The sequence below is a fragment of the Sulfurovum sp. NBC37-1 genome (assembly GCF_000010345.1).
GTDB lineage: Bacteria > Campylobacterota > Campylobacteria > Campylobacterales > Sulfurovaceae > Sulfurovum.
Window position 1 is genome coordinate 1,651,652 of the sequence record NC_009663.1, and the last position, 23,804, is coordinate 1,675,455.

The following is a 23,804-nucleotide window of genomic DNA, read 5'->3' on the forward strand; positions in this document are numbered from 1 at the left end:
TGAGCTGAATAACAATACAAAAAATTCAAAAGGAGAAAAATATGGAAAAAAATAATCAGAACCAGATCGAAGTCAACGGGGAGATGGTCTCTCTTGACGACCTGATCAAAGAATACAGCAAAGCAAGGACACAAAAAAGTACAGAAAACAAAGCCATAAGCAAAAGAAAACATGAACAGGCCCTCAAACCCTACCAGGCAGAGCTTATCAAGCTTCAGAAACATCTTGAAGAGACGAACCAGAAGATGATCATTCTTTTCGAGGGACGCGATGCTGCCGGAAAAGGCGGGACCATACGAAGGGTGACACGCTACATGAATGAAAAGCACTACCGCGTGGTCGCTCTGGGAAAACCGACCGAAGAACAGAAGACGCAGTGGTTCTACCAAAAATATATCGCGCACTTTCCAAGGGGAGGCGAGATCATCCTGTTTGACCGAAGCTGGTACAACCGTGCCATGGTGGAATCTGTATTCGGATTCTGTACCCAAAAAGAGTATGACGATTTCATGAAGGGTGTCAAAGGTTTTGAAAAAGACTTGACCCGGCAGGGAACCATCCTGATCAAACTCTATTTCTCCGTCACAAAAGATGAGCAGGCAAGAAGGTTCGAGCGAAGAAAGACCGACCCACTCAGACAGTGGAAGCTCAGCGAGATCGATGTGCAGGCCCAGGACAGATGGGATGACTTTACCGATACAAAATATGAAATGCTCAAGCGAACCCATTCACATAACGCACCCTGGACCGTTGTCCGTTCCAATGACAAGCACAAAGCAAGACTTGAAGTACTCAAGGTGATCCTGAACAGTATCAACTATGCAAACAGGGACGAAGCGATCGATTATACGCTTGATCCCGAAGTGGTCATCTCCGGTGCGAGGGAGATAGAGATCATGGATGCACAGCGTACAAGCAGCGGAAAATTCATAGGGTAATACTTTAGGGAACCTCTAATAATAGGTAATGCCCACAATGGGTTTTGCAAATGTGAGATTGTGCAAGAGATTTTCAAGTCCTAGCCCTAGCTAAGACGAAGTAAATATCTTGCGCAAGATTGCGTTTGCAAAGCCAACCCTACGGGCATCACTAGCTTTCGCCTATTTTTAGAGGTACCCTTTATCCTACCGGGAACCTCTGACACATCGTACATAGAGTGTCCGGTCCTGTCTAGAGGGCTCTGTTTCACCATACCTAAAAGAGAGTCTCCATGCCTCTCTTTTCTGATCTCCTGCAAAAAGAGTCGCTGTCCAGAACCACTCTTCGACACGCATATCAAAGCCATATTTAAGTGCTGGCCGTTCCCGTCTCATATCGACGATGGTATAGAGTTCGGCCAAAGTCGGGAGACGCCAATCCTCAAAACCATCCACTTTGAGCTGCTCACAATATTTCTTTGCATCGCTGTAGCTCTTCGTCACTTCGGCGACAGCCTGATCATCCTGCCATACAAGCCCTGTTTTGTCATCCAGCTTGGAAGAGGCCCCGAACAGGACCGAAGCTGTAAGCACCCATACAAATAGCGATTTCATTTGTTCTCCTTTGCAGATACCTCAGGAACATCTCTGACGCAGCGTACTGCATGGTTGGTGGTTTTGTAGCTGTAAAAGCTCTTGCCTGTCCTAAAATCGATCGTCCAGGCACGGGAAACATTGGGAGCAAAAGTCGTAGAGGTCCAGTAGGTCCCCTCCTCCGTAAAATCAAATGCCGGATTGATCGCAGGCTTGATGCGCTTGTAGTCCACGATCGAAAAAAGCTCTTTGAACGTCGGCAGTCTCCAATGCTCCATACCGGCAAGCTCAAGTTTGTCACAATACGCCACAGCATCATCCCAGTCTTCTGAACTCTCTTTGGAGTCCAGAGTATCCTGCCAGTAGATACCGCTCCTCTTGTCCAGCACCACACCGGACAACCCTTTTGCACTTACAGCACTGCTTAAGCCCACCACAAAAACGGCAAGCAGAAGAATATTATATTTTTTCATACGCATTCCTATTTTGAATTTTGTCTATTATAGCAAGATATATTTTTAGGGAACTTCTATTCTGATTTCATATTTCAGGTCAGATAGAACCTGCCGTATCACCTGCTCACTATTCTTCCACATACCTCTCTATTATTAAAATCATTTTTGGCTATACTTTATATCAGTAAGACGCAAGGAGTAACATATGAATACAGAAAAAGTAATATCGGGGTTTTTCTTTATCTTGGCTATGACGATCAACTTCGGATTCTTTTACGGAGATCCCTCTAATATCGAATATCACAGTGCCTATGAACTTTTCGCTGCGATCATCATCAACCTGATCGCTACGGTACTGAAACTGGGAGATAAAACCCAGCTGGGATCGGTTCTGCTTGCCACCAGTCTTGTCGCCGACATCCAGCTCATCGCTTCTGCCAGTATCTGGGCACTTGCCCTCTATGTAGGACACGGACTGAACAACGAAAGTACCCTGGCGGTCGTCTCTCTTTCCGGTGGGGCACTGCTTGCCAACATCGTATCTGTCCTCCTATTCATTGGAGACACACTTAAATCCAAGCGATAACACATGGAAGGAAACAACACCATTTGGATCATTATCCGCCGAATGCGGATGCCTTTTTTGGTGATCATTATTACATTTGCCGTCTCCATTCTCGGACTTACCTTGATCCCGGGAATGGATGATCAGGGAAAACCGTACCATATGGGCTTTTTTGATGCATTTTATTTTGTCAGCTATATGGCTTCAACCATCGGGTTTGGAGAAGCACCCTATACTTTTACCTACCCTCAGCGCCTCTGGGTCTCTTTTTGTATCTATCTCACAGTGATCGGATGGTTTTACGGTATCGGCACTATTATTGCGCTCATACAGGACCAGAAGCTGGCACGCGAACTTTCCATTGCACGTTTTCGAAACAAGATCTCCAAGATAAGTGAACCTTTCATCATCATACTGGGGTACAACAATGTCACGCACAAGATCATAGGTTGGCTCAACCGGGCAGCCATCCGGGTGGTGGTGATCGACAAAAACAATGAAAAGATCAACACGCTGGAACTTGAGAACTTTATTCCCGAAGTACCGGCGCTCACGGCAGATGTGACACAGCCGGAAGTACTCAAACTGGCCGGTATCCATAAAAAGAACTGCGAGGGTGTCATTTCCCTCTTCGACAATGACCTTAAAAATACCAAGATCGCCCTGATGTGCCGCCTGCTGAACAAGCATCTCAAGCTTGTCATCAAATCAACGACCCCCAGTCAAACAGAACACCTGCATAATCTCGGCATCCGCTATATAGAGGATCCATTTCGGTTTGTTTCAAACCGTTTCTATCTTGCTCTGACCTCTACGGACCTTTGGCTGCTGGAAATGTGGATCTTCGGGCACATTCTCAAAATAAGAGATCGTGAAATACTGCCGAAGGGCGACTATATACTTTGCGGTTACGGCCGGATGGGTCAGGCACTCGGTGAAGCATTGAAAAAAGCAGATATCCCCTATACCTACATCGATCTCAAAACCTCTGAATACAAAAGTAAAAAACAAAGTGCCATATTCGGGGATGCGGAAGATCATGATATTCTGCTCCAGGCAGGCGTAAAGAAAGCATCGGTCATCATCGCTGCCACCAAGGACGATCTGATCAACCTGACCATTCTCTCCACCGCAAAAAAATTCAATAAACATATCTATACCATTGCGAGAGAAAATACACTGGACGATCTCAGCATTTTCAAATCGGCACGCATCAACCGTGTCTACATTCTGGAACAGATCCTTTCAGAATTCACCTACCTCTTTATCGCCCGTCCTCTTGCCTATAAATTTGTAAGGCTGATTCACAGTCAGCATGAAATGTGGGGGAAGAGACTGGTAGAACGAATGCAGAAAAAAATAGGAGACAATCCGAAACATTTTGAGATCACTGTCAGCAAAGAACAGACTTATGCACTCTATCATGAACTGACCAGGGGAACGGTGATCACACTGGAGACGCTAAAACGTTCAAGGGAAAATTACCGAAAACCGTTGAAACTGATCTTTCTTCTTGCCGTCGATGACACTTCCGTCAACTTGCTTCCGGAAGATGATCTGATACTCAAGCCCGGAATGCAGTTTCTCATTGCATCTACTTCCGAAGCCCAAAGTGACTTTGAATACATTACCAACAATTATTACGAACTTTACTATGTTATGACAGGCAAAGAGAAAGAATTTGGTTTACGGCAGCATAATCATTAGGGCACTTCTTCACAGATATACCAGATACGGTTCTTTTCCATTCAGAACCGAAGTTGTTCCGCTTCTTTTCTCTCTTTCTGTGCCTTATTCCAGAAGAATTCTTTCTGTTTTAGCCAATGTTCAAGCGTATAGTCCAGGTCCGGCCAGTCTGCTGCCATATTGGCATACATCCAGACTAGATCGAGAGGAGACTTTTGAAATACCTCTTCAAAGCTCTTACCCTTGTATTTACCAAAAGTAATTTTTTCAAGCATCATAGGTTCAGCAGTAAGTGAAACTAAAGCATCAATGCCTCCCTCCACCCTTTCCAACAGCTCTTCAAAAAGAACATAATGCCATAAAGCATCACTGAGTGCATCATGCGCATCAAGATTGCTTAAGCCGATCTGTTTTGCGATGGCTTCTGCTTTTTGGGTCAGCTTGTACCGGGTAATGAGGTCTTCCAGTTTATAACTGCCCGCCTCTTTCAAGAGCAGTCTGGCACACTTGTCCGTATCGACCTTCTGCATCTCCAATATAAGCTCTTCATGCTCCAGCATGGCAACATCAAGTTCATTACCATGCGCAATGAAATAGTTGGCAGGGCTGTTCCCTTTTTCAAGTTCTATGAATGCATCCGTCTCATAGGGCCAGTATTTGTCTTCGAGCATGGCGTTAGTGATGTTGTGTATAGCTACCACCGTATCGTTCATCTCTATATCGGTATAGCAGAGGTCATTGAACGCTTCTATTTTGTCACCCTGAACTTTTAGGAAGGCAAGCTGAATGAGCCTGTCGTTCTTCAGGTCAACACCTGTCGATTCTACGTCAACAAAATAGAGTGTGGGGGTCATTGGGGTTCCTTTAGTGTTTTGGTAACTATTTCTATATACTTAACCGTCCGTATACTGTCTGCTCGTATATTGGACGTCATTCTAAAAGTCATGCATCGCCCGTGAAAGCATCTGCTGCCTGTTCAAGAAGCACTTCTCGTACATCTCCCGCTCCATATACTTTTTAAGCACCTTTTTTGGAACGACAAAAGAAGGAAGCCCGGACGATCCCGGTGCGATCTCGTATTTGCCGTACTGTATCAGAAGCCCTTCGTCCGTGATGGCGAAGTAACCAGGCTGCCTGAAGTTCAGCAACTGTTCCGTCACTTTGAAGTGTGAGAGAAAACCCTCATCGGCGATCTCTTTGACCACACGTTTGAGCACATACAGATCAAATGCCATACTGTGGCCGAACAGCTCTTCCCAGTCAAGGCGCATGCCATAGTCCCTGTCGTAAACGTAATGGGAGTTATTCCCGTTTCCGTGAGCCGCCCCCGCGCCGTACTGGTACTGCGAAACTTCTATAGTGGCGATATTTTCACCCAGGTACTCGAGGCTCTCTTCATAGTTGTATTCGCTGACATGCACATCTTCCATCCTGCATTCCGTCAGATTGGTCTCTACCAGATACGTTTCATCTACCGGCGGAACAGAAAGTGTATCGCTGAGGATGTCTCCGAGCATGAACTCCCGGTGTCTGATCAGCTGTAGTCTCTGTGAAGGGGTGATATAGCTGTATGCTTCGCAGGCTTTGCCGTCTTCCTCTTTTGTGTCGGTAAAGCGGAGGAGTTTTTTCGTGCCGACTCTGTAAGTTTTTGCCGTATCAACGGTGTAATCTGCATACGCATTGGTCCCCATAGCTATCATAAAAGCAACAGTGATATATGAAAGCATTTTCCTTTTCATGGGGAACTCCTTGTGCATTTTACACTACCTCCGGCACTTTTGCGAATCGCTGCTCTCGAGATACTGTAATGTACCCTCCCCTATTACTTGCGTTGTACATTGTTACTTACACGTTCCTCATTTTGTTCTTCCAGTAATTTATCCACGCTCTTCTTAATTCGTATTTACTTACATTTTTATATTTTTTTGGCAAATTTCTTCTAAGTCGCATATAGGCTTTGTTGGAAAGATTTTTATTTTTCATAATACACATAAAACCTGTCGCCCCCTGCTGATGACAACCATATACGGTAAAAGCATCCGGCTTGAACCCGTATTTTTTGAGGTTTTTTATGTTATCTTCCAGTAGCGCTGTAAAGATCTTGTCCTGATTTTCTGGTTTTTTCCATTCTCGGTGAGGTATATTGAGTTTTCTGGTGTAATGTTTTGCAGTCTTCGGCATGATCTGGTATTTCCCGTAAGCACCTGAACTTTTGTTTACCGTTGTGTATTTACCATGGGGTGTTTCAACTTTCACGATCTTTGTTTTGATCTTCTCAAGTGAAGGCTCCCCGCACCCTGACAGTATGATGGCAAAAAGAATTCCGGTTAATAAAAACAAATATTTCCTCATTTTACAATAATCTCCCTCTTCCTAAATAGTATATAGTATAGTATATTCTATAATATTAAGTATAGCACTTTTCAGAAGAAAATAGAAGGGTATTTCATAAAAATAGCTTTTCAAAGAAGATCTTAGGTTAAATTTGCATCCAAAAAAAGCAATAAAATTCTCCACAATTGGGAAAATCTGTCGTTAGTCTCCTACATGACAGGCAGTAGTTTCGATGGCTGTGCAGATGCAACCTGTGTAATCCGATGCAAATGAGCCGATTCGATATAACGTTTTTTCGATTCAAGCTCCCGAATATTCTGCTCCAGTGCGGAGATCTTCCGTGTGATCGGTTCGATCTTGAGTAAAAGGTTCTGTTTTTCAAGTTCGTAGTCCAGGAGTGTCAGTTCAAAATCCTCTATTTCCGTCTGTAATCTGTCCAGTTCTATACGTCTGTTTTGAAGAACGCCCCTACTCTCTTCGGAATGGCCCAGATTCTTCAACTCGTCTTCAAGTTCGGAAGCGACCACTGTTTTTTGGATATACTGATCTGTAAGACGCTGAAGAAGGCGCAAGGCATACTCTGCCTCTTTTTCCACCGCTATCAGGGTATCATCGTACGGCTCTTTTTGTTTGAGCAGCATCTCAAGTTCAATGCGGGCATTATCGATCTTGTGTGTGTAGCTGTGAAGCTCCTGGGCATAATCGGCTATATTCTCTTTGTATCGGTTGTCAAGCGCACTGAGCGCTATGGCCACTTTAGCCACAGTCTGCTCGGAGAGCTCATCATGCTTTTCTATGGAAATATCGGCATTTTTTTTAATGGACATATGTTCATGTTGAGCCATAGTCTCTCCTATACTTCTTCACCAAGCCGGCCTTGTGCCGCTTGACGCTTCTTCTGAAGTTCTTCGATCTTGCTGACGACCTGATTTTTTGTTCCCTCTTTCAGTTTGAGCTCCAGGTTTTCGATCGTGTGTGCCTGTTTCAATATCTCTTTTTCAAATTCCCGCTCTCTTTGCAGATGACGTTGTTCATTTTCCATATTGTCCTGGCTTAACTGTAGTATCTTCTCTTCTTTTTCCTGCAACAACTGTCTGTCTCTGGCCCTTCCTCTCATCAGTATGATACTGATGCCCGCCAGCAATAAAAACAGAGAGACCGTACCTGTATAGAGTGAAGTCTGATAGATCGGTGTTTCTGCTGCCTGTACCGTATGTACAACAAGAAAAAGCATAAGTAGTTGTTTCATAGATCATTCCTTAGGATTATAGTACTGCGTATGGTAAGATATAACTACTTAAGGGGAGCTCTAATAATGGGGGATATGATTGATGTTTAAAGGATATAAGTCTATATTGTTTTGGAGTATGAGTACTTTGGGTTTTTTTCATCTAATTCGGCTGATCCAGTATCCCGTCTTTGATGTATCCTTGAAGTACTTTGATCCTTTGTTCTGTTAAAGATAGCATTTCCATACTCCACAGTAAGGAATTCATAGATCCATAGTTTCCTGGTTGATCTGCATATGTTAGTATCATTTTGACTTCGGCATCTCTAAACTTTATCCAGGCTTTTTGGGCGACTATTAGGTTAGAAGTAAAAGTTTTATCTTTCTTATGAATATCAAGCAACTGCTTATATGTAGTATTTAAAAGCCTATTGGCTTTATGATAATCCTCAGCTGCACATATATTCATGGCAGATTGAATACCTTTATTGGCGGCATCCATATCACAATGTGTTTCAGCATAAGAATTTACACCAAAACTCAAAAATACTATCATAAAGAAAAAAAGATTTGGTATCTGTGTATACTTTTTACTTAAAATCAACAAAATATTCAACTCCATTTTACAGTGACTGTGCGAACTCCATTACTTTTTCGACTACTCCAGATTTTGATTTCTGTAACATTGTTTCAAGATATTCTACAAATGCATCAGACAAGCTACTATATCGTCACTTTCTTGATATAACCTAATAGCGAATGATTTGATTTGTTCTCGTAACGTTTTCAAAACAAACAACTTTTAAGAGGCATTTTGAGAATATTTTCTTCTCTGAAATGCCTAGTTGAGGGAAAACTATAGATATTAAAAGTATACTTTTATATAATTAAATAAAAATTCTGAAATACCAAGTATATAAAACTATAAAAGTATAATTTTATAGACAATTAAGCTAAGATACTCTAAAATTATATTTATATAGTTTTATGGAGTCATAATGTCTAAAGGCAAACAGGTAAAACCCCTACCCTCACCGGATCTGAATCAGGCACTTTCCCTCGAACTCATAGGGAAAGCCATTAAAGCCCGACGTACCCAACAAAGGCTTGATACCAAAACAGCAGCGATGCTTTGTGATGTATCGGTCGTGACACTCAGCAAGATCGAAAATGCTTCTAAAGGTGTACGTATGGACTCTGTGCTCAAAGTTATGGCGGCACTGGGTATTAAAATGCACATAAGCCCTTGGGAGAGTGAGGATGAATAAACTTCCTGTACATTTGAATAACTCAGCGATAGGAACGCTCAGTATTGAAGGAAAAGATGAACGCTACCAATTTGAATATACAGATGAATGGAAAGCGTTGGGTTATGAGATCTCCCCTCACCTCACCTTCAATGAACCTATCTCATCGGGAGTCATCAAAAGGTTTCTTGAAAATCTGCTTCCTGAAGGAAAAGGACTGGATGATCTAACTTCCTTTACGCATATCTCTAAAAACAATATCTTCGGACTTATCCAGACTATGGGGTTTGAGACTTCCGGTGCACTGCGCTTTGGTGGAACAGATAAAGATGCAACTCCCCTATTCCGTCCTATTACAGAGATAGAACTCACACAGCGCATTGATGAGATAGAGAGTAAAAGTATTATCATCTGGGATAAAAAACAAAGGCTCAGTCTTGCCGGGGTTCAGGAAAAACTACCTGTGCTGCTCAAAGACGGAGAATTGGAACTGGCAGACGGAGCGCTCAGCTCTACACACATTCTAAAATTCCAGACTAAAAGAAATGAAAATATTGTCATTAACGAATACTTCTGTATGTCTCTTGCCAAAACAGCCGGATTAAACGTCGCAGAAGTAAGTTTACGAAAGTATGGTGAGCACCCTGTACTTGTGGTGGAACGTTTTGACAGGGTAATAAGTGGTGATACCGTTAAAAGAGTGCACATTATAGATGGCTGCCAAATGTTAGACCTGCCTTCCTCTTACAAGTATGAAAGAAACTTCGGTTCCGGTCGTGATGTAGAGAACATAAGAGAAGGTGCCAGCTTTGCTAAACTCTTCGAAGCAACAGATCTCTGTGAAATCCCTGCCACTGCAAAACTACAACTTCTTGACTGGGCAATCTATACGCTTATCATAGGTAATGCAGATGCACACGGTAAGAACATTTCATTCTTTGTTAACAAGTCAGGCATCACGGTAGCCCCTTATTATGATATGCTCTCCATCATTATGCATGAAGGTATTGACCATGAACTGGCAATGGCATGCGGAGATGAGTTTGATGCAGACAAGATACTGGGTTATCCTCTTAGAGCATTTGCAGAGGAGACAGGATTGAATCCCAGGCTTGTTTCTACACGTATAAAAATTGTATGCAAAAATGTACAAAACGCTCTGGATAGCCATAAGATTGATATGACGCTTTTTACAAATAAGGAGAAAGTGTTTACAGATGAGCTTCAGCTGCTTGTATTAAAGAGGATAGATGCTTTGCTATTGTCTGCTGATGAAATGTTGAAGGTGAGTTATGCGTAGTTAGCTATTTCAATCAAGACATTTTGCTGAATGTTATTTCTAATATTTTATTGAAGTTGTAAATTTTTCAAGATTTTGATGTAATTAAGTGGCTCCGGCACGAGGATTCGAACCTCGGACCAAATGATTAACAGTCATCTACTCTACCGCTGAGCTATGCCGGAACAATGGTTGAAAGAAGCGAGTGCTTGTTTCGTGGATGAGATTATAGACAAAAAGTCCTTTAATGTCAAGAGTTTTTTAAACTTTTTTGTAAAATTTTACACCATTTGTCTCTACAAGCTTGATTTTGTGTTTATGCAGAAGATTTTCAACCCGTTTTTGGCTCTCTTCATCAAAAAGTACTTCTATATCTTCCTGTGTCAAAGGACGTTTGGAAAGGGTTTCGAGTATCTCTTCATAGGAGTAGCTCTCCGGGGAAGCATCTGTTTTTTTGCGTGAGGCGATGTAGACCGGCAGGCTGCTGTCGAAGAAATGGCTGATCTTCAGGAGTTCTTCATAGCTGACAGGCTTGACATCAAATGCCGGAGGTCTGTCTATAGTGCCTATGTCGATGCGGGTCGGTCGAAGTTTCAAAAGGAACTCATTAAGCTTGGCTATCTCCTCTTGGGAGTCATTGAGTGTCTTGACGATAAGTATCTCTATGACAAGCGGTCCAAGGTACCTTTTTTTGAATGTCAGCATCCCCACTTTGATCTTTTCTACATCGATACCGGAATGGGAACGGTCCAGCTTTTTGAGGCACTTCTGAGTAGCACAGTCCAGGGAGAGCTTGACCTCATCGAGCTTCAGCAGGGCATCCTGTACTTTCGGGTCGTCAATGGTTGCAGCATTGCTCAGGATGAGTGTTTTGGTATGGCCTTTGATCTTGTTGATCTCATCTATCAGCTCTGAAAGGTGAGGATACAGTGTAGGTTCGCCGTTTGCTGTGATGGTCAGAAAATCAATATCTTTATGTTCCTGCAATCCTTTTTTGATGGCATCAATGATCTCTTCGACACGCAGTACCTCATCCTGCCCCGCCATGGTCTTTGCAGGGTCAAGCTCACAGTAGAGACAGTCAAAATTGCACTGCTTTTTGCCCGGGCTAAGGTCCACACCGAGCGATTTACCAAAACGGCGGGAGTGGATTGGTCCGAAGATGATGTTGTTCATGGGTTTCCTTTATAACTGCTATTATACTCTCAATGTTTTTAAGTTCTTTTCTATAGTCTCTATCGTCTTTTTTAAGATATCCAACTCTTTGGCTATCTCTTGCCATCTGCTTACGCCGTAACGTACTTCCTCATAAATCTGTGCTGCTTCTTTGATGCCATGCTTTTTGCCCAACTCCAGCAACTCTTTTTTGGAAGGGTTTTTCCCATTTCCAAGATACATCGTGCTGTGCTCGCCACCGGGACCGTAGGAGAAAGTGGCATCATAGAGTGGTGAGAGCCTCCATCTTCCTTTTTCATCCATGAGAAAGGAGAAGTTCTTGGCATGGTCATCACGGTTATGGCTGAGCAGGTTGAAACATGCCAGGCGGTACATCTTTTTTTGCTCTTGTACATTTTTGGTGAGGTGTAGTGTCAGACTTAGCAAGTCATCATAGTCAAGTGTCGGGTACCTGAAGTCACTATGCGTCAGCCCTGCTACAGAGTGCATATGCATCCTGTTGTCTCCTACTCTGTCAAATCGCTCACAGGCAAAGTAGCTTCTGTTCTTACCTTGAAGCAGTGCCGTTTTTGGTACTTCAAGCCCAGCTTCTTTTGCCATACGTGCATACACATATTCTATAGCACCTATCTCACGGCTGTCTGTAGAGGAGGCAAATTTCACCATATAGTGAGAAAAACCCTCTTTTAGTTTTTGTCGCCCATGAATGATCTGCTTTTTGTCGTCACTGAGCTGTACCAACACCTTAGGTCTTGCCCCTGCTGACGAGCCTCCCAAAAGAAGTAGCTCATCGACCATCTCATCACTACTTCCCTCTAGTATCTCTTCGGAATGCTCTGCCAACTCATCCAGCACTATCTGTTCAGGTAAATGCCCTACCTCTACCTCAGATTCATAACTCAATGCTCCCATAGCATGCGTGCCTACATAGGTCAGTCTATCCAGTGGACTCAAAGTATGCGGGTTCACTCCCAACCCTGCTAGATGCCTATCCATCAACAATCTTCCCCACCCATCAGGTAAAGAGTCTGCAAACACACCCCATAACCCCTCAAAAGGACTGTCATCACATCTTTGTAGTCCTGCTTTGAGTGAGAGTTTATAGGGTGAAAGTTCTATGCCTGTTTTTAGGAACTCTTTATCGTATTCGAAATAGATCTTTCGATCTTTTATGGCTAGGGTTCCTACTTTTTGGGTTTTTATTTGGGTTAGGTGGATGGTTAGTTTTTGAGTATTCACTAGATAACCTCTTTAACAAAAAAATGAGGAAACAAAGGCACTCTAAAATGTCTGCTTGATACTAAATAAAATATAGGAAAATTATTGTTATCTAAATCTATCAAATAATTTTTATTTACAAGTAATTCTATCATTTCAGCAAACTCCGATATATTTTCTTTTATTTGAATAGGTGCAAAAACATATCCTGACTCAACACTTGCTTTTTCTATATAAATAAATTGCTTTGTATCCTTATCAGGAAACCAAACTTGCAAAGTTGACTCTTTATACATCTCCTTAGAAAGATGTACAATATATTTGTAGTTTTCCAATAGTCCTAACTTAACACACCAAAATGCTAAAGTAGGCAATAAAATTGAAGTAGTTATATACTCATTTTTTTCTTTTGTTTCTCCAATATTTAACTCTACTAAATCCTCAAAGTTATTTGTATTTATGGGGAAATAACTCCCTCGCTGATATGCAAAATCTATATGTGACAGTAAATCATACATCCATTTATCTATAAATTTGGTTTCATTCCATAACTCTAAAAGATGTAAAGCTAAAGAGATATCTATAATATGTTCTTCATAGACTGGATTGAGTAAGCCTTTATTGTTTTCAATCATAAGTTTAATTGCATCTTTAATATTCTTATACTCTATATAGTCCAAGCTATTATCACTCTTATTAAAAAATGAAGCATAATAGAAGTTGCCATATAAAGACATTATTCCTAATTGTTCAAATAGTACTATACTCTCTTGCAAAAAATCATGCCCATAAAGAGATAACCCTTGTTTAACTTCAATAGCTAGATATATTTTTTTGAAATATTTCTTTTGGATATCTAAATGTTTTTTATATAGCTTGTTAAACATCTCTTTTAAATGCTTTTTCTTTTGTAAGTTATTTTTATTTAAAAATTGATACACATTGAGAAGTGTCTTCTCTGATGCATATAATGATTTTTTTAAATTATCTTCATTTTCAGCCCAAAAATCAATTATATTTAGAGATAGAAATATTAATCGTAATGACTTTAATATTTTTTTATCATTTAATGTCTCCAACTTATTATTAAAAAGTATTTCATTTAAAAACTGATAGTAATCACTTAAGTCATAGTCTATATCTCCAATTAATGCTAATGTCTTTCTAAATAAACTTCTTTGTTCAGCAGGAATAATATATTCATTAAAAATATATTCTTCAACAAAAAGAGCTAGCTTATCACCACCCCAAAACTCAAACTCTATTTTATTCTCTATTGAATTTTTTTCTATATATCCATTCCAATTATCATCAATTTCTTGCTTTTTATCACCTCCCGTAGCAAGCACAATTTTTTTAACTAGCTTTTGAGTATCAGATGATAATTTCTTAGGGATATATGAGTCAATAATTTCATTCAACGAAGGTCTAACTGCCTGTAATCCATTATCCCAATCAGCTCTTCCAAAATCTCCTTCTTTAATCGTAAATAAAAAAACTTTTTCAACACCATCACTGTCTTTTGCAACAGAAGCTACATCTACACCATATTGCCTTACACCAATTTGTGGCTTGCTAATAACCTCATGCCCCATGGCTAGTAACAATTCAGGAATTAAACTATCAAGTTCTTTTGATTCTTTTAACAAACTAAGATACTCTTTTATAATCAATTTCATTATTCGCCTTTCTTGGCTAATTTAAAGTTATATCTCTCTAATTCATAATGAATAGGATGAGTTCTTGTAGCCGTAGGCACAACCATAGAATGAGAGTAGCTTTGCATATAAGATACCTCTGTAAAATTACCTTCAAGTTCACTAAACCATCCTCTACCATAGCTAATTGGAATTTTTGTTGCAATCAATAATATAAAAGAATCTTTTTCAGATTTTTTCATAGCTTTAGACATGGCAAGACTTTGAGTTCGTTGTATAACCCTATTTTGTTGACTTGAAGACATTAACTCTTTAAGCCTCGGTAATTCTTGCCATTTTTTATTTCTTTCTTCTAATTTATCAAGTACAATTTTTTTCACTTCTTTTTCAATTTTATTAAGCACTTCATTATTTAAACTATTAAGATATTCTATAGTATTTGAACCATAATTTTCTCCAATAAAATTAACTATTATTTCAATTACAAGATTTTGAATCTTTTTAGGCAAGTGTTCAACAGACAGTATAGAAAAAATCATACTCATCTGTACATTAAACTCATAAAAATATCCAAGAATTTTTCTACATACATATAAATAGTCAATAAAATCAAAACTTTCTAATACATCTTTGTCTAATTTAATTTCGGTTGTTAAGTTTTTGGAAATCAATAGATGCATTTTGTAGTTTTCACTATTTAAAGCTTTAGTAATAAATTTACTAAAATAGCCATCTTCAGAAAAGTCAGCAAAAAAAGTAGATATTTCATGTGTATATATATCGCTATTATTAATCCACGCATCAATAAATTTTTCTATAAAATCATATTCTTTATTCTTCAAATATTGAATTAATATTTGTTCTATATTATTAGCTATACTAGTATCATATTCTAAATATGCAAGTGACATAAATATTTTTTTATACCATTCTTCTTTGGAATATTTTTCATCTTGGTACATTAGTACTTGTGAAATATCATATCTCAAATCTAAATCAATATTATTACTTATATATAACAAAAGTAATTCTGAAAAATACTCATACCCTTTTTCTAGCATATCTGATGATTTATATATTATCTCTCTATCAATTTCTTTATTCTGTAATTTTGATATTTTTTTCAACTCTTCAAAAATTAACTGATATTCATTTTCTGAAAAATCATATTGATGTAAAAATCCTATGGCAGATCTTATTTTTATGACATCATTATTTTTTAAACAACTCAATATAGTATCAAACTGTGATATTTTGTATTTATTATGCAGTGTTACTTGAATAGCAGGTATATTAGGGATTATATACAACTCATTTTCTTTTAACAATAGTTCTAATAATTGTTTAGAAGTTTCTAAACTAACTTCTGAAAGCTTTTTTGTTATTCTGTAATGATGACTAGTATCTCTTTCAAGTTCATATGATTTCTTTAAAAACTCAATAATACTTTTAATATTTAGTTCACTATAGGGGATCACATAGGTTAATATATTACCTACTTGCCAAAAATTTTGATTTGAAGATAATGCTTCTATTGCAAGTTCAAAAAAATCTATTTTATATGACTTTATTAACGCTTCATAATTCTTAAATTGATTTTCTCTATTTGAATATTTAACCTTGAAAATACTAATTTGTTCATTGTCTAAAATATTTATTAAATCATTTTCATTATTTATTTCTATATTCATTTCACAACCTCCTCAATACTCCCAAGCCTCTCCTCCTCAACCTCACACCAAAAAGAAAAGTCCCCCAAACACTCCAAAACAAACCCCATCACTTCAACCTCTCCAAAAGACCCAAACTCTCTTCATCCATCTTACTAAAAGCAAACCATTTCTTACCCAAATCTTTTAGACTGGCTCCTATGTGATAAATCTCAGTATCATCAAGTATCAAAAACCTATCATGTGAGACATCAAATTGTTTCAGTTCTATATGGTGATATTGGGAGTTGTACTTTTTAAGGTCAAGTTTGAGTTGCTTAGTGATATTTTTGGTATATACCGTGACTTGAATATTCTGATTTTTACTAAAATGAATTAGAACACTTTCATCTATGTAATTGTCTATCAGCTTAATGGAATCCTTCGCACTTTTGATAAGATTTGCAATAAACACATAAGCATCAAATACCTGCCCATCATAAAAAATACCCTGTGTGGGTTTTAAGGATTTGTCTTGTAGTTTTGTATCAATATCGGTTACTTTATTTTGGAGAGAAAGCACCTCTTGTTCTAGTGCTACGAATCGTTCATTGGTAATCTTGTCTGTGTTTATAGTATAACCATCTCTAATGTACTGTTTTAGTACAGAAGTAGCCCATTGTCTAAACTTTGTAGCTTTGATGGAATTTACTCTATAGCCCACTGATATAACCACATCAAGGTTATAATGTTCTATATTTCGTGCAACTTCTCTTCCGCCTTCATTTTGAACTGTTCGGAATTTCCGAACAGTTGAACTTCTGTTCAATTCATCGCTATTGAAAATGGCTTTAATATGCTCACTAATATTTGCTTTACTCGAATCAAACAGCTCAACTATCTGTTTTTGTGTAAGCCAAATAGTCTCTTCCTGGATAGATATATCAAGTTCTATTTCTCCACTTTGATATATCGCTATATGGTTATTCATATTCTTATCTCCAATTTACACACCTGTACAAAGAGTATCATATATTTTTCAAAGTCTTACAAAATATAGCATATTGACATGTTTTTACTATTTAGCACTTTCTAGCACCTCTGCAATACTCCCAAGCCTCTCCTCTTCAACCTCACACAAAGAAGAGAAATCCCCCAAACAATCCAAAACCAAAGCCAACTTCAAAAGTGATTCCAAAGATATCTGTCCAGAGCGTTCAAAGCGTTTGAGTGACCCAAGGCTCACACCAGAACGCTCAGAGAGTTCGGTTTGTGTATAACCCAAAGCTTTTCTACGTTGTCTAAATTTACTTTTGAGAGTATCCATCACATCTGATGGTGCAGGAGGAAGAAAAGATAACATATTATCCCTTATTGGTATATATGTTACAGTATAGCTAAAATATTATCTATGATTCTTAAAGAAAATGGAGAAACCCCAAAAAATCTTTGGGGTCAAAATTGGAATTACTTGAGGACAAACGGGGGTTTATTACTTTTTACCACTCACTCTGTGGCACTCATTGACAAAATGCTTTGCGTTCTCTACCGGGACGTCTGGCAAAATACCGTGTCCAAGGTTGAAGATATGGCGTTTGCCACCCATGACTTTTTGAATGGCTTCTACACACTCAGTGGTCGCTTCTTTGGAGTAGAGTCTGCATGGTTCCATGTTGCCCTGGAGGACGTATTGGTCTCCCAGTTTCTCTTTGGCCAGTGCCATAGGGGTTCCCCAGTCCACACCGAATACATCGAAGTTTCCGTAGACAAGTCCGCGTTCTATGAATGCAGGGATGCCCTTAGGGAACATGATAATAGGGGTATCTGGATACTTTGACTTCAGGTAATCTGCTATCTCGACCATATATTTCCATGAGAATTCATCGTATTTGCCCGGTTCGATGGCCGATGCCCAGCTGTCGAAGATCTGAACGACATCGATGCCCGCTTCAATCTGCTTTTCCATGTAGTATTTGACGACTTCGGTCACTTTGGCAAGAATATTGTGCAGCAGTTCCGGGTCGGAATACATCATCTTCTTACAGATATTGTACGTTTTGGTTCCCTGTCCTTCTATCATGTAGGTTGCCAGCGTCCATGGTGCACCGGTAAAGCCGATCAGGGCCTTGTCCTCTGCCAGACGTTCTTTAATGAGCTTAATCGTATCGTATACATAAGTCAGTTTGCCTGCTGCCTCTTCACCACCGATAAGCCTGTCCACATCGGCCTGTGTCTTGATAGGATCGGAAAACTTCGGTCCTTCTCCCTTGACAAAACTCAGATCCATTCCCATCTCATCGGGGATAACCAGAATATCGGAGAAAAGGATGGCAGCATCCACACCAACGATATCAACAGGCTGGAGTGTGACCTCACATGCTTTTTCAGGGTCGTGGCACAAGTTGAGGAAGTTTCCCGCTTCTGCTCTTACTTTCATATACTCTGGCAGGTAGCGTCCTGCCTGTCTCATCATCCATACCGGTGTGTACGGTGTCTCTTTGCCTAAACAGGCATCTACAAATATTTTAGACATTAATGTTTTCCTACCTTACTTAAAAAATATAACCCTCCGGCCAACAGTGTAATTGAACCGGCAAAATACAACATCTCCAGTGGTGTTGTAAACTGCGTATGTAAAACCCTTTGAAAAAAGTTTACTACCAGAACCATTACGATCACTTTGGCAATTTTGTCCTTGAGCTCATCTATAGAGTGAATAGCCAGAATTTGACTGCCGCTCTTGCCCTCTGCTTCATCTATCGCGGAGATGAAAAGCTCATAGATACCAAAAGAGAAAATGAACATCACAACTGCTATCAGGTACAGGTCGACTGCACCAATAATACCTGCCACGATATCTTCATGGAAGTGTTCAGGATGTGGTATGGCATGCGTTATCACCTGATAGGTCACTACTGCCACCTCCCAGATATCCATCGAAGCTACAATAAAAAGAATAATCGCTCCCAGAAGACCGAATATCACAGCCAATAGTACAATGAACCTGCTTCGCCAGATCGCACCTTCAAATAGTGACTCCAGCATTAGACAGCTTCCTCCAGCTTGATCCACTTCTGCGCGATCCGTACTGCATTGGTCGCAGCACCTACTCTCACTTGGTCGGCAACACCCCAGAGATGAAGGATGTTCTCGGAGAAGATATCTTTTCTGATACGCCCGACATAGGTCAGATCCGTATCTGTCGCAATGATCGGCATAGGGTATTCACCTTTCTCCAGGTCATCGATGACTTTAACATTCTCGAAGTTCGCCAAAGCTTCCCTTGCCTCTTCCACACTGACATCTGTACCTTCTCTGAAAGTGACCGTAATGGACTCGGAATGCGAACGAAGTACCGGTACACGTACGCATGTTGCCGAAACAGCGAAGTCTGAGTGCATGATCTTGTTGGTTTCATTGACCATTTTCATCTCTTCTTTGGTGTAACCGTTCTCCTGAGGTACATCGATCTGGGGAATGACATTGAGTGCGATCTGGTGTGAGAATGCTTTTATCTCCGTCTCATCAAGTTTAAATGCGAAGAAGTCCTGCATCTGCTTTACCAGCTCTTCCATCCCCGCTTTTCCTGCACCGGAGACCGCCTGGTAGGTACTGACATCCACTCTTTTGATCCCGTAAAGATCATCAAGCGGCTTGAGCAGCTGAACCATCTGTATGGTCGAACAGTTCGGATTCGCGATGACCCCCGTATCCTGCCAGAGTTCGATATCTTCAGGATTCACTTCAGGTACGATCAAAGGCACATCCGGGTCCATTCTGAAATGCGAAGTATTGTCAATGACCACTGCTCCTGCTTCCACTGCAAATCTGGCGAATTGTGCCGAAATGTTTCCGCCTGCCGAGAAGAAAGCGATATCGATATCTCTTCCCTCAAAGACCGTTTCAGTCAACTCTTCTATCTTGTAGGCTTTCCCTTGGCACTCTACCTCGATACCTACCGAGTTTGCGCTGGCAAGCGGCAGAAGATCTCCTATGGGGAACTTTACCTCTTCCAAGACTCTGAAAAGCTCTTCACCTACGGCACCCGAAGCGCCGACCACTGCTACATTGTATTTTCTTTTCACGTTCTATACCAATCCTAATGTATTATCGTTATTGTCATCTTTTGTTTCACTGCCTGCTTCATTTTCAGAAGGTTCCTCTTCAGGCTTCTCCTCTTTCTGGCATTTCGCCATACTGACTACTTTGTCCTTTTTCTCTACAGAAACCACTTTCACACCGGAAGTATTTCTTCCCGCTTTGCGGATGGTCTCCATATCGACACGTATCATTTTACCGACAGAAGTTAAACACATCAGGTCCTTGTCCTCTTCCACCATGACTACACCGACTACATCACCGGTTTTTGACGTAAGTTTCATAGAGATAACACCTTTACCTGCACGATTCTGTTCACGGTACTCGCTTGCCGTCGTACGTTTGCCGAGTCCTTTTTCTGAAAGCATAAGGATCTCATCTTCTTCACTTTCAAGGGTGGCCGCACCACAGACATAGTCACCGTCGATCTTGAACTTGATCGCCGTCACACCGCGTGATACACGTCCGATTTCTCTTGCATCTTCCACTTTGAACCGGATACAGAGACCTTTTTTGGTCGCCACAAAGAGCCACTTAGTCTCAGGCTTGACGATCTTGGCTTCTACCAGTTCATCATTCTCATCAAGATTGATCGCCCTGACACCGTTACTCCTGATATTGGAGTATTCGGAGAGATTCGTTCTCTTGACGATACCATTTCTAGTAAAGAAGACCAGTCCTTTCTCTTCAGAGAAATCCGTTGTCGGTATGATCGCCATAATCTTCTCGTCAGGCTGGAGGTTTATCAGGTTGACCACCGCTTTTCCTTTTGCTGTACGTGACCCTTCAGGAATACGATAAACTTTCAGCCAGTAGAGCTGTCCCCTGTCTGTGACGAACATCAACGTATCATGTGTATTGGAGGTAAAGAAGCTCTCGATGAAGTCATCGTCATATGTGGTAACGGCCGTCTTGCCTTTACCACCTCTGTGCTGCTTCTCATAGAGTTTTACCGGAACACGTTTGATGTACCCTCTGTGAGTAATCGTAACGACCATCGGCTCGTTTGGAATGAGATCTTCAATATCAATGTCGTCATAGTCATCCACGATCTCGGTACGTCTTGGCGTACGGTATTTCTCACCAATCTCGATAAGTTCTTCACGGATGATCTGGTTAATCTTCTCCTCACTCTTGAGAATACCTTCAAGGTATGCAATAGTCTTGAGAAGTTCCGCCAATTCATTCTCGATCTTTTCGATCTCAAGGCCGGTAAGACGTCTCAGGCGCATCTCGAGAATGGCTTTCGCCTGAATCTCGGAAAGGCTGAAGCGTGACATGAGATTCTCTCTCGCCTCAACATCATCCGAAGAAGCACGAATGATCTTGATGACCTCATCGATGTTGTCAACAGCTATTTTCAAACCTTCCAGAATATGGGCTCTTGCTCTTGCTTTTTCCAGATCGAAGATCGTTCTTCGGATAATGACCGTTTTCCTGTGGTTCAGGAAAAGATCAAAGAGTTCCATCAGATTGAAGACTTTCGGCTCTTTGTTATGAATAGCCAGCATGATGATACCGAAGGTTACCTGCATCTGCGTACTCTTGAAAAGGTTGTTGAGCACGATCTCGCTCATAGCGTCACGCTTGAGTTCCATCACCACCCTGATACCTTCTCTGTCCGATTCGTCACGGATCTCGGAGATCCCCTCTATATGCTTGTCACGCACCAGCTGGGCAATATTCTCGATGAGCCTTGACTTGTTTACCTGGAAAGGAAGCTCATCAATGATGATGATCTCTTTGTTACCCTTTTGCTCGATATGCGTCTTTGCACGTACCTTGATGCGTCCGCGACCTGTCGTGTAGGCATCAGTAATCCCCTTGCGTCCGAAGATAATACCGCCCGTAGGGAAATCCGGGCCCTGAACGATCTTCATCATATCTTCAATGCTCGCTTCAGGATTGTCAATACGTACTACCAATGCATCGATCAGCTCATTGAGCCTGTGCGGAGGGATGTTCGTTGCCATACCGACTGCAATACCGCTTGAACCGTTCAACAGCAGATTGGGTACACGTGAAGGCAGCACATCCGGCTCGGACATGGAGTCATCATAGTTGGGAACGAAATCAACCGTATCTTTTTCCAGATCACTCAGAAGCTCTTCTGCGATCTTCGTCATACGCGCCTCGGTATATCGCATCGCAGCCGCATTGTCACCGTCAACCGAACCGAAGTTACCCTGACCGTCCACAAGCGGTGCCTGCATGGAGAAGTCCTGCGCCATACGTACCAGCGCATCATAGACCGAGTTGTCACCGTGCGGGTGATACTTACCAATCACATCCCCGACGATACGTGCCGATTTCTTGTAGGGACTTCTGTGCGAAAGGCTCAAGTCGTTCATCGCATAGAGTATCCTTCTGTGTACGGGCTTGAGTCCGTCACGTGCATCCGGCAGTGCCCTACCAATGATAACGGACATGGAATAATCCAGATAGCTCGATTTGATACTGTCTTCAATCAGTACCTCTTCAACATTATGATTATCGTCAAACAGATCAGACATTTTTATCCTTACTTTATTAAGTTAAGAGATTTTATCCAATAGAGGTATTCAAAAGGCTTAAAAAGCGCTCAAAATCGCATTTAGATGCTTTAAAATGGATTTTTGTAATTTTTTGTATTTTTTGATTAACATAATATTTTTATCAAAAGTGCTTATTTTGTCTTTTTAGTAAGTCACTTATTCTATTTTATCTTATTAACAATTTTTAGGCTATAATGCACTCAAAAAACAAGGACAGTCCCGTGCCCATAGAACAGATCAAACATATAGTAGATTATGGAATCATCGGTTTACTGGTTTTTCTCAGCTTTATTACTTTTGCCTTTGCCATAGAAAGAGTACTCTTCTACCGAAGCATAAAAGTGAAAGACTATAAAAACCGGACCGCAATGGAACTGGACATTATGAAACGCCTTCCGACCATCGCTTCCATCGGTACCAATGCTCCCTATATCGGTCTGCTTGGTACCGTGCTTGCAATCATCCTCACTTTCTATATCATCGGTGAGCAGCAGGACCATGTCAATGCCGGAGACGTCATGAAACACCTTGCACTTGCCCTGAAAGCGACTGCTGCCGGTCTTGTGGTCGCCATCCCTGCAACTGCCATCTACAATGCACTGCTCAGCAAGGTAGATACCCTGCTCGCCCAGTGGGATATCGCCCATGACACACAGAAGTAAAGCAGCCTTATGAGACGCGAACGCTTTGACAAGATGAATGTCGTCCCATTCATCGATATTGTACTGGTTCTGCTGGTCATTGTATTGGCAACAGCAACTTTCGTGACCAATCAGACCGTCAACGTCGATCTTCCTACAGCTTCATCCAAAAAAGCCGAAGAGAAAAAAAGTATTGCAATTTCGGTAGATAAAGAGGGAAAATATTATTATAATAAAGATGAATTTCCACTTGATGCTATTAAAGAAAAACTGATGAGGCTTGATCCAAAAAAAGACCTTATTTCTCTGCATATGGACAAGACCAGCCAGTTCCAGTTCTTTGTAAATATCATCGATATTCTGAAGACCAAAGGGTTTGAGAATATTTCAATCATTACGAAGAAATAATACAGAATCACTGTATCCAAACAACACATTCACATTTTCCACATCATCCTGAACTTGTTTCAGGATCTCCCCGTGACTTAAACCGAGGCGTACATACTGCGTGTGATTAATTTAAAT

The 23,804-nt window shown here is 40.8% G+C and carries 25 protein-coding genes and 1 tRNA gene; 7 read left to right on the forward strand and 19 right to left on the reverse strand.

What is annotated here, in order from left to right; translation table 11 throughout:
• Window positions 1-41 precede the first annotated feature (41 nt).
• The gene (gene ppk2 / locus SUN_RS08245; RefSeq protein ID WP_012083350.1) at window positions 42-938 is read left to right on the forward strand and encodes a polyphosphate kinase 2; all 897 of its coding nucleotides are present in this window, start codon (window positions 42-44) and stop codon (window positions 936-938) included.
• 186 nt (window positions 939-1,124) lie between these two features.
• Here the strand turns inward: ppk2 and SUN_RS13105 are convergent, their stop codons facing one another.
• Window positions 1,125-1,532, reverse strand: a complete 408-nt coding sequence (locus tag SUN_RS13105; protein ID WP_012083351.1) for a DUF1566 domain-containing protein — start codon at window positions 1,530-1,532, stop codon at window positions 1,125-1,127.
• Window positions 1,529-1,984 carry a DUF1566 domain-containing protein gene (locus tag SUN_RS13110; RefSeq protein WP_012083352.1) on the reverse strand — a complete coding sequence of 152 codons (456 nt, stop codon included), beginning with the start codon at window positions 1,982-1,984 and terminating at the stop codon, window positions 1,529-1,531. The genes SUN_RS13105 and SUN_RS13110 overlap by 4 nt, the downstream gene beginning before the upstream one ends.
• A gap of 187 nt (window positions 1,985-2,171) precedes the next feature.
• Here SUN_RS13110 and SUN_RS08260 point away from each other — a divergent pair, with 187 nt between their 5' ends.
• Together SUN_RS08260 and SUN_RS08265 are read left to right on the forward strand one after the other, a co-directional pair.
• Window positions 2,172-2,552 carry a DUF6394 family protein gene (locus SUN_RS08260; protein ID WP_012083353.1) on the forward strand — a complete coding sequence of 127 codons (381 nt, stop codon included), beginning with the start codon at window positions 2,172-2,174 and terminating at the stop codon, window positions 2,550-2,552.
• Window positions 2,553-2,555: 3 nt separating this feature from the next.
• On the forward strand, window positions 2,556-4,238 hold the full coding sequence (locus SUN_RS08265) for a potassium channel family protein (RefSeq protein ID WP_012083354.1): 1,683 nt from the start codon (window positions 2,556-2,558) through the stop codon (window positions 4,236-4,238).
• 41 nt (window positions 4,239-4,279) lie between these two features.
• Here SUN_RS08265 and SUN_RS08270 read toward each other — a convergent pair whose 3' ends face one another.
• From SUN_RS08270 to SUN_RS08295, 6 genes are all read right to left on the reverse strand, one after another.
• On the reverse strand, window positions 4,280-5,071 hold the full coding sequence (locus SUN_RS08270; RefSeq protein ID WP_012083355.1) for a 3'-5' exonuclease: 792 nt from the start codon (window positions 5,069-5,071) through the stop codon (window positions 4,280-4,282).
• 81 nt (window positions 5,072-5,152) lie between these two features.
• Window positions 5,153-5,956, reverse strand: a complete 804-nt coding sequence (locus SUN_RS08275) for an RsiV family protein (protein WP_012083356.1) — start codon at window positions 5,954-5,956, stop codon at window positions 5,153-5,155.
• 106 nt (window positions 5,957-6,062) lie between these two features.
• On the reverse strand, window positions 6,063-6,557 hold the full coding sequence (locus tag SUN_RS08280) for a transglycosylase SLT domain-containing protein (RefSeq protein WP_041672732.1): 495 nt from the start codon (window positions 6,555-6,557) through the stop codon (window positions 6,063-6,065).
• Window positions 6,558-6,760: 203 nt separating this feature from the next.
• Window positions 6,761-7,396, reverse strand: a complete 636-nt coding sequence (locus SUN_RS08285) for a hypothetical protein (protein WP_012083358.1) — start codon at window positions 7,394-7,396, stop codon at window positions 6,761-6,763.
• Between the two features lie 8 nt (window positions 7,397-7,404).
• Entirely contained in the window at window positions 7,405-7,800 is a 396-nt protein-coding gene (locus tag SUN_RS08290; protein WP_012083359.1) for a hypothetical protein, read from the reverse strand.
• Window positions 7,801-7,942: 142 nt separating this feature from the next.
• Window positions 7,943-8,386, reverse strand: coding sequence for a lysozyme inhibitor LprI family protein (locus SUN_RS08295; protein WP_158298190.1), 444 nt, complete (start codon window positions 8,384-8,386; stop codon window positions 7,943-7,945).
• 391 nt (window positions 8,387-8,777) lie between these two features.
• On the opposite strand from SUN_RS08295, the gene SUN_RS08300 reads away from it, so the two are divergent.
• Window positions 8,778-9,047 carry a helix-turn-helix domain-containing protein gene (locus SUN_RS08300; protein ID WP_012083361.1) on the forward strand — a complete coding sequence of 90 codons (270 nt, stop codon included), beginning with the start codon at window positions 8,778-8,780 and terminating at the stop codon, window positions 9,045-9,047.
• A complete protein-coding gene (locus tag SUN_RS08305; protein WP_012083362.1) occupies window positions 9,040-10,326 on the forward strand; it encodes a HipA domain-containing protein in 1,287 nt (428 codons plus the stop codon). Before SUN_RS08300 ends, SUN_RS08305 begins: the two co-directional genes overlap by 8 nt.
• Before the next feature lie 89 nt (window positions 10,327-10,415).
• Here SUN_RS08305 and SUN_RS08310 read toward each other — a convergent pair.
• From SUN_RS08310 to gyrA, 11 genes are all read right to left on the reverse strand, one after another.
• Window positions 10,416-10,490 (reverse strand) — tRNA-Asn (locus SUN_RS08310).
• Window positions 10,491-10,566: 76 nt separating this feature from the next.
• Window positions 10,567-11,481 carry a radical SAM protein gene (locus SUN_RS08315; protein ID WP_012083363.1) on the reverse strand — a complete coding sequence of 305 codons (915 nt, stop codon included), beginning with the start codon at window positions 11,479-11,481 and terminating at the stop codon, window positions 10,567-10,569.
• Between the two features lie 21 nt (window positions 11,482-11,502).
• Window positions 11,503-12,720 carry a type II toxin-antitoxin system HipA family toxin gene (locus SUN_RS08320; RefSeq protein WP_012083364.1) on the reverse strand — a complete coding sequence of 406 codons (1,218 nt, stop codon included), beginning with the start codon at window positions 12,718-12,720 and terminating at the stop codon, window positions 11,503-11,505.
• Window positions 12,720-14,378 carry a hypothetical protein gene (locus SUN_RS08325; RefSeq protein WP_012083366.1) on the reverse strand — a complete coding sequence of 553 codons (1,659 nt, stop codon included), beginning with the start codon at window positions 14,376-14,378 and terminating at the stop codon, window positions 12,720-12,722. The genes SUN_RS08320 and SUN_RS08325 overlap by 1 nt, the downstream gene beginning before the upstream one ends.
• Window positions 14,378-16,048, reverse strand: coding sequence for a hypothetical protein (locus tag SUN_RS08330; protein ID WP_012083367.1), 1,671 nt, complete (start codon window positions 16,046-16,048; stop codon window positions 14,378-14,380). The genes SUN_RS08325 and SUN_RS08330 overlap by 1 nt, the downstream gene beginning before the upstream one ends.
• An 88-nt stretch (window positions 16,049-16,136) precedes the next feature.
• A complete protein-coding gene (rhuM, locus tag SUN_RS08335) occupies window positions 16,137-16,997 on the reverse strand; it encodes a virulence RhuM family protein (protein WP_012083368.1) in 861 nt (286 codons plus the stop codon).
• Between the two features lie 87 nt (window positions 16,998-17,084).
• Window positions 17,085-17,369, reverse strand: a complete 285-nt coding sequence (locus tag SUN_RS08340) for a helix-turn-helix domain-containing protein (RefSeq protein ID WP_012083369.1) — start codon at window positions 17,367-17,369, stop codon at window positions 17,085-17,087.
• 129 nt (window positions 17,370-17,498) lie between these two features.
• A complete protein-coding gene (gene hemE / locus SUN_RS08345; protein ID WP_012083371.1) occupies window positions 17,499-18,539 on the reverse strand; it encodes a uroporphyrinogen decarboxylase in 1,041 nt (346 codons plus the stop codon).
• Window positions 18,539-19,051: a YqhA family protein gene (locus SUN_RS08350; protein WP_012083372.1), complete on the reverse strand. Its 513-nt coding sequence runs from the start codon at window positions 19,049-19,051 to the stop codon at window positions 18,539-18,541. Before SUN_RS08350 ends, hemE begins: the two co-directional genes overlap by 1 nt.
• Window positions 19,051-20,091 carry an aspartate-semialdehyde dehydrogenase gene (locus tag SUN_RS08355; RefSeq protein ID WP_012083373.1) on the reverse strand — a complete coding sequence of 347 codons (1,041 nt, stop codon included), beginning with the start codon at window positions 20,089-20,091 and terminating at the stop codon, window positions 19,051-19,053. The genes SUN_RS08350 and SUN_RS08355 overlap by 1 nt, the downstream gene beginning before the upstream one ends.
• Before the next feature lie 3 nt (window positions 20,092-20,094).
• The gene (gene gyrA, locus SUN_RS08360) at window positions 20,095-22,617 is read right to left on the reverse strand and encodes a DNA gyrase subunit A (RefSeq protein WP_012083374.1); all 2,523 of its coding nucleotides are present in this window, start codon (window positions 22,615-22,617) and stop codon (window positions 20,095-20,097) included.
• A 257-nt stretch (window positions 22,618-22,874) separates the two neighbouring features.
• Between gyrA and exbB the strand changes: the two genes are divergently transcribed.
• Window positions 22,875-23,300 (forward strand): TonB-system energizer ExbB, encoded by a 426-nt coding sequence (gene exbB, locus SUN_RS08365; RefSeq protein ID WP_041673027.1) that lies wholly within the window; start codon window positions 22,875-22,877, stop codon window positions 23,298-23,300.
• 9 nt (window positions 23,301-23,309) lie between these two features.
• Window positions 23,310-23,687: an ExbD/TolR family protein gene (locus tag SUN_RS08370; RefSeq protein ID WP_012083376.1), complete on the forward strand. Its 378-nt coding sequence runs from the start codon at window positions 23,310-23,312 to the stop codon at window positions 23,685-23,687.
• Window positions 23,688-23,804: the final 117 nt, after the last annotated feature.

Excerpts from the sequence above, each read along its gene's own strand:
- SUN_RS08325 (WP_012083366.1), bottom strand. The coding sequence starts at position 14,378 with ATGAAATTGATTATAAAAGAGTATCTTAGTTTGTTAAAAGAATCAAAA.
- SUN_RS08300 (WP_012083361.1), top strand. The coding sequence starts at position 8,778 with ATGTCTAAAGGCAAACAGGTAAAACCCCTACCCTCACCGGATCTGAAT.
- SUN_RS08275 (WP_012083356.1), bottom strand. The coding sequence starts at position 5,956 with ATGAAAAGGAAAATGCTTTCATATATCACTGTTGCTTTTATGATAGCT.
- ppk2 (WP_012083350.1), top strand. The coding sequence starts at position 42 with ATGGAAAAAAATAATCAGAACCAGATCGAAGTCAACGGGGAGATGGTC.
- SUN_RS08315 (WP_012083363.1), bottom strand. The coding sequence starts at position 11,481 with ATGAACAACATCATCTTCGGACCAATCCACTCCCGCCGTTTTGGTAAA.
- SUN_RS08285 (WP_012083358.1), bottom strand. The coding sequence starts at position 7,396 with ATGGCTCAACATGAACATATGTCCATTAAAAAAAATGCCGATATTTCC.
- hemE (WP_012083371.1), bottom strand. The coding sequence starts at position 18,539 with ATGTCTAAAATATTTGTAGATGCCTGTTTAGGCAAAGAGACACCGTAC.
- SUN_RS13105 (WP_012083351.1), bottom strand. The coding sequence starts at position 1,532 with ATGAAATCGCTATTTGTATGGGTGCTTACAGCTTCGGTCCTGTTCGGG.
- rhuM (WP_012083368.1), bottom strand. The coding sequence starts at position 16,997 with ATGAATAACCATATAGCGATATATCAAAGTGGAGAAATAGAACTTGAT.
- SUN_RS08340 (WP_012083369.1), bottom strand. The coding sequence starts at position 17,369 with ATGTTATCTTTTCTTCCTCCTGCACCATCAGATGTGATGGATACTCTC.
- SUN_RS08330 (WP_012083367.1), bottom strand. The coding sequence starts at position 16,048 with ATGAATATAGAAATAAATAATGAAAATGATTTAATAAATATTTTAGAC.
- gyrA (WP_012083374.1), bottom strand. The coding sequence starts at position 22,617 with ATGTCTGATCTGTTTGACGATAATCATAATGTTGAAGAGGTACTGATT.
- SUN_RS08305 (WP_012083362.1), top strand. The coding sequence starts at position 9,040 with ATGAATAAACTTCCTGTACATTTGAATAACTCAGCGATAGGAACGCTC.
- SUN_RS08270 (WP_012083355.1), bottom strand. The coding sequence starts at position 5,071 with ATGACCCCCACACTCTATTTTGTTGACGTAGAATCGACAGGTGTTGAC.
- SUN_RS13110 (WP_012083352.1), bottom strand. The coding sequence starts at position 1,984 with ATGAAAAAATATAATATTCTTCTGCTTGCCGTTTTTGTGGTGGGCTTA.
- SUN_RS08370 (WP_012083376.1), top strand. The coding sequence starts at position 23,310 with ATGAGACGCGAACGCTTTGACAAGATGAATGTCGTCCCATTCATCGAT.
- SUN_RS08265 (WP_012083354.1), top strand. The coding sequence starts at position 2,556 with ATGGAAGGAAACAACACCATTTGGATCATTATCCGCCGAATGCGGATG.
- SUN_RS08260 (WP_012083353.1), top strand. The coding sequence starts at position 2,172 with ATGAATACAGAAAAAGTAATATCGGGGTTTTTCTTTATCTTGGCTATG.
- SUN_RS08290 (WP_012083359.1), bottom strand. The coding sequence starts at position 7,800 with ATGAAACAACTACTTATGCTTTTTCTTGTTGTACATACGGTACAGGCA.
- SUN_RS08350 (WP_012083372.1), bottom strand. The coding sequence starts at position 19,051 with ATGCTGGAGTCACTATTTGAAGGTGCGATCTGGCGAAGCAGGTTCATT.